Raw genomic sequence first — 7623 nt, forward strand, 5'->3', positions numbered from 1 at the left:
TTTAAAAGATGTACTCCATGATCTTGGAGAAACCCCAAAGCGATTGAATTCAAAATATTTCTACGATCATGCCGGGGATGGGATTTTTCAGCAAATTATGAATTGTGAGGAATACTACCCAACGAATTGTGAACTGGAGATTTTTCAGCATAAGACTGCAGAGTTGGCTACGGTACTCAAAAACGGCTTTGATACTTTTGATCTGATTGAAATGGGTGCAGGAGATGCAACTAAATCCAGTTATTTGTTAAAAGAGATGCTTAGACAAAATTTTGATTTTACTTATATGCCCATTGATATTTCCGCAGATATGATCGGGCATTTGGAAAAGAAATTACCTGAGGAAATAGATGGATTAAAGGTGAAAGGTTTGAATGGGGAATATTTTGACATGCTTACACATGCCAGAAAGATTTCACCTAAAAGAAAGGTTATTCTTTTCTTAGGAGGTACTATCGGGAATTTTGAAACAGATGCCGCTCTTGAGTTTTGCAGGGAACTGAGGTCCTATTTACAAAAAGGAGATGTCTTACTGATCGGCTTTGACTTGAAAAAACATCCCGATATAATCAGAAAGGCATATAATGATGCTCAAGGTTTTACTAAAGCCTTTAACCTGAACCTGCTGAGCAGGATCAACCGGGAACTGGGTGGTAATTTTGCATTGGAACAATTTGATCATTATCCTTCTTACGATCCTGCAACCGGAGCCTGCAGGAGTTACCTGATCAGCCTTGTGGAACAGGAAGTCTGTATTGAAGGGAGGGTATTTACTTTTAGAAAGGATGAGTATATTTCTATGGAAATTTCTCAGAAATACAGCGTTGAGGAGACCGAATTAATGGCTTTTAAATCTGGCTTTAAACCTGTTAATCATTTCTTTGATTCCAGGCACTGGTTTCTTGATACGCTATGGCAGTGCGAGTAATAATTGTTTAATTAATGCCCCGATTTGGGTAAAAATGGGATTTTTTTTCTCTGTGTGGCCAGGCGGATACGAGGACAGGGGATTAAATGTAGTTAAGTTTTGATTGGCTTGGAATTTGAAAAGCTTATTACAACACTTAATAATAATTGATCCTAAAATGCATCCTGCTGCAGACTCATTTCATATTGCCAAAATGTTTGAGGACATAGATGACTATGCCATCATTTTTTTGGATAGAGAAGGAAATATTGATAGCTGGAATGCGGGTGCGGAAAAAATCAAAGGCTATACTTCAAATGAAGTTTTAGGTAAGAATTTCCGGATTTTTTATACTCCGGAAGATATCATTAGCCAGAAACCTGAGAAGATGATCGATGAAGCCATAAGAAATGGTAAAGCTTTAGACGAGGGTTGGAGGGTTTGTAAAAATGGTCTTCGGTTTTGGGGGAGTATTCGGATTACTGCACTCTATGATGACCATGGGGAATTGATTGGTTTTTCTAAAATAACCAGAGATCTCACAGAAAAATTCAATACGCAAACTGCGATTGAAAAATATATGCAAAAGCTGGAAATCCAGAATAAAGAACTTGAACAGTTTGTTTATATCGCTTCCCATGATCTTCAGGAGCCATTGCTGACTGTCAGTAGCTTTATTGATTTGCTGAAGGAAGAATATTCTGGTACAATCGATCCTACAGGTGAAATGTATCTTGGTTTCATTGCTCAATCTACAGAGCGGATGAGAAGTTTGATTAAGGGCTTACTTGATTACGCGCGTTTGGGTAAGAAAAAAGAAGTGGGAATGGTGGATTGTAATGCATTGATTGAGGAAGTAAAGATTGATCTTTTTTCTGTAATCGAGCCAAGCGGAGCAAAAATAATTTGCGGGAATTTGCCTGTAGTTAAAGGTTTCGCAACTGAATTGAGATTGCTTTTTCAAAATTTAATCAGTAATTCGCTTAAATTCAGAAAAAAGGAAGTTCCTCCAGTGATTCGGATTTCTGCGCAACCTACCAGACAAGGCTGGCAGTTCTCTGTAACTGATAATGGAATTGGTATAGAAGATCGTTTTAAGGAAAGGATATTTGTAATTTTCCAAAGACTCCACAACAGAACAGATTATGAAGGGAATGGGATCGGTTTAGCACATTGTAAAAAAATTACTGAACTGCATGGTGGAAAAATTTCTGTAGAATCTTCTCCGGGAAATGGAAGCTCTTTCCATTTTACTTTAAACTTGCTTTAATCTTTGTTTTAGTAGCCTTGCGCAAGAATTGAAATACAAAATAGAATGTGATAATTTCCTGAGATCCCGTGTTTCAGGGTTGAGATAAATAAGTAGAATGAAAAAATATAAGGATTTGGACCGTGTTTTATTGGTGGATGATGAGATGTCGACAAATTTTTTGCACCGTAAAATAGTACAAACCTCAAATATTGATGTTGATGTGAAGGCGATTTCTTCGGCTTTTGAAGCCTTGGAGTATTTGAAGTTTATGTATGAGGGAGAAGAACCAGAGGCGGAGATAAAACCTGGGATTATATTTCTTGATATCAATATGCCTGGTATGAATGGCTGGGAGTTTATGAAGGAATATAAAAAACTTGATCTTTATAAGCGGGCAAAAATAGTAGTGATTATGCTAACCACTTCCTTAAATCCCGATGATGAGGAACTGGCTGCAAAAGACAATGAGATTGTAACTTTTATGCATAAACCTTTAACCAGGGATTCCTTTAGCAAAATAGCGAGCAAGTACTTCGAACTGGATTCTGAAGTTTAAAAAAGGTTTGAATAAAAAAGAGAGGCTGGTTCACAAGAACCAGCCTCTCTTTTTTATTCAAACTATTAAGGATTAATATAAAGTGAATTCAACCCTTCTGTTTTTCTGACGACCTGCAGCAGTTTTGTTTGTTGCAATTGGTTGGTTTGGACCATATCCTGTTGCTTCAATTCTGGATGCATTGGCACCTTGTGCTACCAGGTAAGTTCTGATGGCTTCTGCTCTTTCTTTAGATAGACGTAGGTTAGTTGCCATTGAGCCAGTATTGTCTGTGTGACCAGCAAGTTTCAAGCTAAAGTTTTTCTCTACCAATAAAGCTGCAACTTTATTTAGCGTAGGGTAAGATTTTGCTCTGATGGTGGCCTTACCCAAATCAAATTCCAGGTTTTTAATCGCTTCGCTTACTACTTTACGATCTGCTTCAGTTACGATTACTTTTTCTTTGATGATTTGTCTAGGCGCTACTAATGGACAACCTGCACCATCTACAACTGTTCCAGCTGGAGTTCCAGGGCATTTGTCAAATTTGTTGGCTACACCGTCACCGTCATCATCACCCATTTCCTGATTGTATTTTGCAACCAATGCTTCTCTGTCTCTTCTAGCATTTTCTTCCTGAGTAGATAAAGCTCTTCTCAGGTCAGCGCTTTCTGCAGCACTTTCTTCACGCAAAGCAGCGATAGCACTGTAGTTTTGCAATTGAGAAGTACCTTTTTTACCCAAAGCAATCTCTACCCCAGCGTGTGCATAAGAGAATCTGTCGTTGGCTGCTCCATTGTATCCATCAAATGTTTTGGATTTCATGAAGTTTACATCGTAACCTAAATCAATATTCAGGCCTTTTGCTACTCCGATTTTAAAACCTGCACCTACTGGTACAAACCAGTTTTCTTTATAGCCTTCACTTTGAGCTGCACCCGCTGTCGGTCCTGTTGCGATAGCATAATCAACATTTGCGCTTGAAGACATATATCCGGCACCTACAGTTACATATGGTGAGAATACACTGCGTTTGTTATTCATGCTTAGGTTAGCTAAAGTAAAATTACCTTTAACAGCTGCAGACCAGTCAATACGCGTTACGAAGTGTGACGCATCACTTTGAGCAGTAGATAAACTAGGGTCATTACTTCTCATTCCTTTTACTTTACCAGCTAAAAAGTCTGCCTGGATACCAAATCCCGGAGTAATTTGTTTCTTAATGTAACCTCCGTAACCCCAGGCTTCTTGTGGTGTTTTATAATCTCCATTACTTCTTCCGTTGAAAGGAGTGTAGTGCGTAAGCATACCACCGTTTAGACCGATTGACCAGGTACGAAAATCTTTTTTAGAGAAGCGCGCTGTGGAATCAGCTGGTGTGTCCTGCGCAAACAGACTTGTAGATAATCCTACTAAGGATAATATCATTGCCGATTTTGTAATTTTTGAGTTCATCTTTTTTATAGTTAGATATTAATGATCCAATAATATACTGGATTGACTAACCATAAGTAATAACCCTGCCAAAAGCGATTTTAACTTAATTTTTGGCTAAATTGCTTAATTATCAGTGTGTTAATTTGGAGATGCCAATTTTGGGTGATGGAGTTGAATTCCCCGCTTTGGCGAAAAAAATGTATAGTATTTGCTACAAAACAACTTTTTTAGCTTGACAAGTCAAATGTCTGTCCCTTCTGGGGGATGATCACGTGATACCCTTCGGTTTGCAGTGCTTCAGATAAACTCGACAGGCTTTTTTCTTCTCCATGAACAAGAAACACCGTTTTTAATTTTGCTGGATCCTGAGATTTCACCGTATTGACGAGGTCGTTATGATCCCCATGTCCACTCAGGAGATCCGTTTGCTTAATGCCTGCATAGACCATCAGGTCGCGGTTTCTTAAGCGGACAATTGGGTCTCCCCGTAATAAACGATTTCCCAAAGTTCCTTTGGCACAATAACCAATGAATAATATGGTGCAATAGTAATTCTGGATGTTATGGTACAGATGGTCCTGAATGCGTCCCCCTTCAAGCATTCCAGCAGAGGAGATAATGATACAGGGTTCATGATAATTGGATATGGAGATACTTTCTCTTTTTTCTTCTACATAAGAGAGTTCCTTGAATTTAAATTCATCTCCATGGCTCGTGTAGAACTCTTTTGATTCTTCATTCACCAACTGATGATGCTTACGGTAGATGTCTGTGGCTGTGATGGCAAGGGGACTGTCGACAAATATCTTTACCGGAGGAAGTAAACCTTTGGTGAATATCTTATTTAAGGTATATACAAGAGATTGTGTTCTGCCGATACTAAATGCGGGTATAATAAGCCGGCCAGGAAATTTAACGCAGGCTTCATTTATCGTTTCAATCAGCCTCTCTTCGAGCGTGGTACCTGTACTATGTAGTTTCCCTCCATAGGTCGATTCTGAAACCAGATAGTCAACTTCTGGTAAAGGCTCGGGATCTACAAGCACAGGATAGTTTTTTCTACCGATATCACCTGTAAAGGCTATTCTCTTTACTGTTCCATTTTCTTTTACTGTGAGTATCACTGCTGCTGCACCCAGTAAGTGACCAACGGGTATAAATTGCAGAGAGATTTGATCTGTGATATTGAAGGTTTTATGGAACGCAACGGTAACGAAGCGTTCTACCGTGTCCATTACATGTTTTTGAAGATAGAGCGGTTTTGGACCTGAGCTTTGTTTTCTTCCTTTTTTTCGGTGTGTTCGTTGTTGTTTGCTTAAAAATACATTTACAGAATCAAGCAATAGTATTTCCGTAAGATCGGCAGTAGGTGGTGTACAAAGTACTTGTCCCTGGAAGCCCATGCGTACCAGGGTTGGTAAATTACCGGAGTGGTCGATGTGAGCGTGGGTTAAAATGACAACATCTATGCTTGATGGATCGAAAGGAAAATATTCGTTTTCTTCTTGAAAGGTATCTTTTTCATAATCCAGCCCACAATCAATCAATATATTATAAGTTTCAGTTTGTAGAAGATGCATACTCCCAGTTACCTGTTGTGCAGCTCCCCAAATCGTTAATTTCATATGCGTTATATCCTAAAACAATCTCCAAGATATTAAATTAATTAGGATTATCCCTAAGCCATTTCATCCAATTGTTTACTTTGTAGCTATATTCAAGAGAATTAGGGACTTGAATAGTAGAAATAATTTTCCACTCCCTGAGTTCGTTAATGAATTCTGGAAGGGCAAGATTTAAAGTTCGGGTTGCTTCCGTATAAAATACTTGCTTTTCCGGATGATCAGGACAGCAGGCATTATACAGTTGTCCAAATGCACCATTCTTAATGATATACAGTGTAAGGCCAATACAATCTGTTAAGTGGATTAAATTAATTGGTGCCCTTCCGTTGGGTATGGCTTTTTTTCCAGCAAAGAAGCGTCCAGGGAGTCTATCCGGTCCGATAAGACCACCGAAACGAATAATTGTGGTTTCGAAGAATGCTGTGCCTTTTAATAGTTGTTCTGCCTGGAGTATTTGTTGTGCAGATGGTGTTTGTGGTCTGGGAATGGTGTCTTCATCGACAATCTGATTCTCTTCCTGATAAACAGATGTCGAGCTGATGTACAAAATTTGCGCTATTTTATATTGTATAGCGAAATCTGCAATTTTTGATATTTTACTAGTGTAGGATAGAAGGTGATCGGAGTTTCTCTTTGGAGGAAGGCAGACGATCAACAGATCTGATTTGAAAAAATCTGATGCGTCGATGGAATTTCCTGGATCAAGATTCAACAGGTAAGCGCCAATACCTGATTCGGTCAATAAACTTAATTTATCCGGGCTTGTAGTTGAACCTTTGACATGGTAGCCTTGGGCCAGTAGTGCTTTTGCCAGTGGAAGGCCGTACCAGCCACAACCTAAAATACTAATTGTTTTTACCTGGGAGGATTGCATATGAAAAAGGGGCAATGCATAAGCAAACCCCTGAATGGTTTAAAAATAGTATGACTATAGAACGGTTACGTTTGAGGCTTCAGGTCCTTTTTTACCATCATTAAGTTCAAACTCTACACTGTCTCCTTCATTTAGCTCTCTGAAAGAATCTCCTGCAATAGCAGAAAAATGCACGAATATATCTTTGCCTCCTTCTTCCGGTGTGATAAAGCCGAAGCCTTTTGAAGAATTAAACCATTTTACTTTTCCTGTTTTACGCATATTAATTATTATATATAGTTTGACGTGAAAGTACTGAAATAAAAATGAATATCGCAATCTGGTGAAATTGCTTTGATCATTATTGAGGCAAACCTTTTACCTATACCATTTGTTCCTATCTATATAGCAGTTTAGAATTGTATAGTATATAGGATAAGGAGGTTGATTATGAAAAAGCAAAATCTGGTTCGAAAAAAAAATATAAAGCATACAATCGCAGGTCAGGAAGATGGTGAAGAAAACCTTGGATTAGATGCAGATCATTCTTCTAATCCCTTGTATAATAGCTTGAACAGCGATAATGACTGGATTTCTCACAATCCGGATGGGGAGGAAGATCGTATAGACAGGGCCGGTTTTGAAGAGGAGAATTCTATCATGAATAAGTAAAAGAAAAGATTTGGCATTATTTTGTTACAATACCTAATCTATTGTTAAACTAACACGCAAAACAATGAAAAGGATAATATCAATTGTATTACTTACTGCTGTAGTGATGGCATCTTGCAGCAATAAGCAGAAGGAAGAAGAAGCAAGACAGGTTGCCATAAAAATGGTAAAAGATAGTCTAAGGCTTGACAGTTTTAAGAAAGCTGAAGTAGCCAAAAAGCAAGAAGAGCAAAGGCTTGCTCAGATCGCGGAAGAAAAAAGGGAAAAAAGAACCTTGCTGCTTTCTGAGCAAAGAGAGGCGTCTGCTTCAAACGGGGTAGCTACAAGTTCATCTTCGAGCGG

General features: G+C 38.6%; 8 protein-coding genes and 1 pseudogene. 5 read left to right on the forward strand and 4 right to left on the reverse strand.

Features of this window, described 5'->3' with window-relative positions:
* The 3 genes from VNZ46_RS11850 to VNZ46_RS11860 form a co-directional block, all read left to right on the forward strand.
* Positions 1-928 (forward strand): L-histidine N(alpha)-methyltransferase (locus tag VNZ46_RS11850; protein ID WP_325560351.1); only part of this gene is annotated, 928 nt, incomplete at its 5' end.
* A gap of 193 nt (positions 929-1121) precedes the next feature.
* Entirely contained in the window at positions 1122-2177 is a 1056-nt protein-coding gene (locus VNZ46_RS11855; RefSeq protein WP_325560352.1) for a sensor histidine kinase, read from the forward strand.
* A 97-nt stretch (positions 2178-2274) separates the two neighbouring features.
* Entirely contained in the window at positions 2275-2715 is a 441-nt protein-coding gene (locus VNZ46_RS11860; protein ID WP_133781077.1) for a response regulator, read from the forward strand.
* A gap of 72 nt (positions 2716-2787) precedes the next feature.
* Here VNZ46_RS11860 and VNZ46_RS11865 read toward each other — a convergent pair whose 3' ends face one another.
* The 4 genes from VNZ46_RS11865 to VNZ46_RS11880 all read right to left on the reverse strand — a co-directional run bounded on the left by VNZ46_RS11865 (position 2788) and on the right by VNZ46_RS11880 (position 6891).
* The gene (locus VNZ46_RS11865) at positions 2788-4149 is read right to left on the reverse strand and encodes an OmpA family protein (protein ID WP_325560353.1); all 1362 of its coding nucleotides are present in this window, start codon (positions 4147-4149) and stop codon (positions 2788-2790) included.
* A 209-nt stretch (positions 4150-4358) separates the two neighbouring features.
* Positions 4359-5756 (reverse strand): MBL fold metallo-hydrolase, encoded by a 1398-nt coding sequence (locus VNZ46_RS11870; RefSeq protein WP_325560354.1) that lies wholly within the window; start codon positions 5754-5756, stop codon positions 4359-4361.
* Positions 5757-5793: 37 nt separating this feature from the next.
* Entirely contained in the window at positions 5794-6630 is an 837-nt protein-coding gene (locus VNZ46_RS11875; protein WP_325560355.1) for an SDR family oxidoreductase, read from the reverse strand.
* Positions 6631-6684: 54 nt separating this feature from the next.
* The gene (locus VNZ46_RS11880) at positions 6685-6891 is read right to left on the reverse strand and encodes a cold-shock protein (protein WP_108550585.1); all 207 of its coding nucleotides are present in this window, start codon (positions 6889-6891) and stop codon (positions 6685-6687) included.
* A 168-nt stretch (positions 6892-7059) separates the two neighbouring features.
* Between VNZ46_RS11880 and VNZ46_RS11885 the strand changes: the two genes are divergently transcribed.
* Both VNZ46_RS11885 and VNZ46_RS11890 read left to right on the forward strand, forming a co-directional pair.
* Positions 7060-7281 (forward strand): hypothetical protein, encoded by a 222-nt coding sequence (locus VNZ46_RS11885; protein WP_325560356.1) that lies wholly within the window; start codon positions 7060-7062, stop codon positions 7279-7281.
* Between the two features lie 64 nt (positions 7282-7345).
* A pseudogene (locus tag VNZ46_RS11890) lies at positions 7346-7623 on the forward strand (hypothetical protein); the annotation flags it as partial.

This window comes from Pedobacter sp., assembly GCF_035566355.1.
Classification (GTDB): domain Bacteria; phylum Bacteroidota; class Bacteroidia; order Sphingobacteriales; family Sphingobacteriaceae; genus Pedobacter.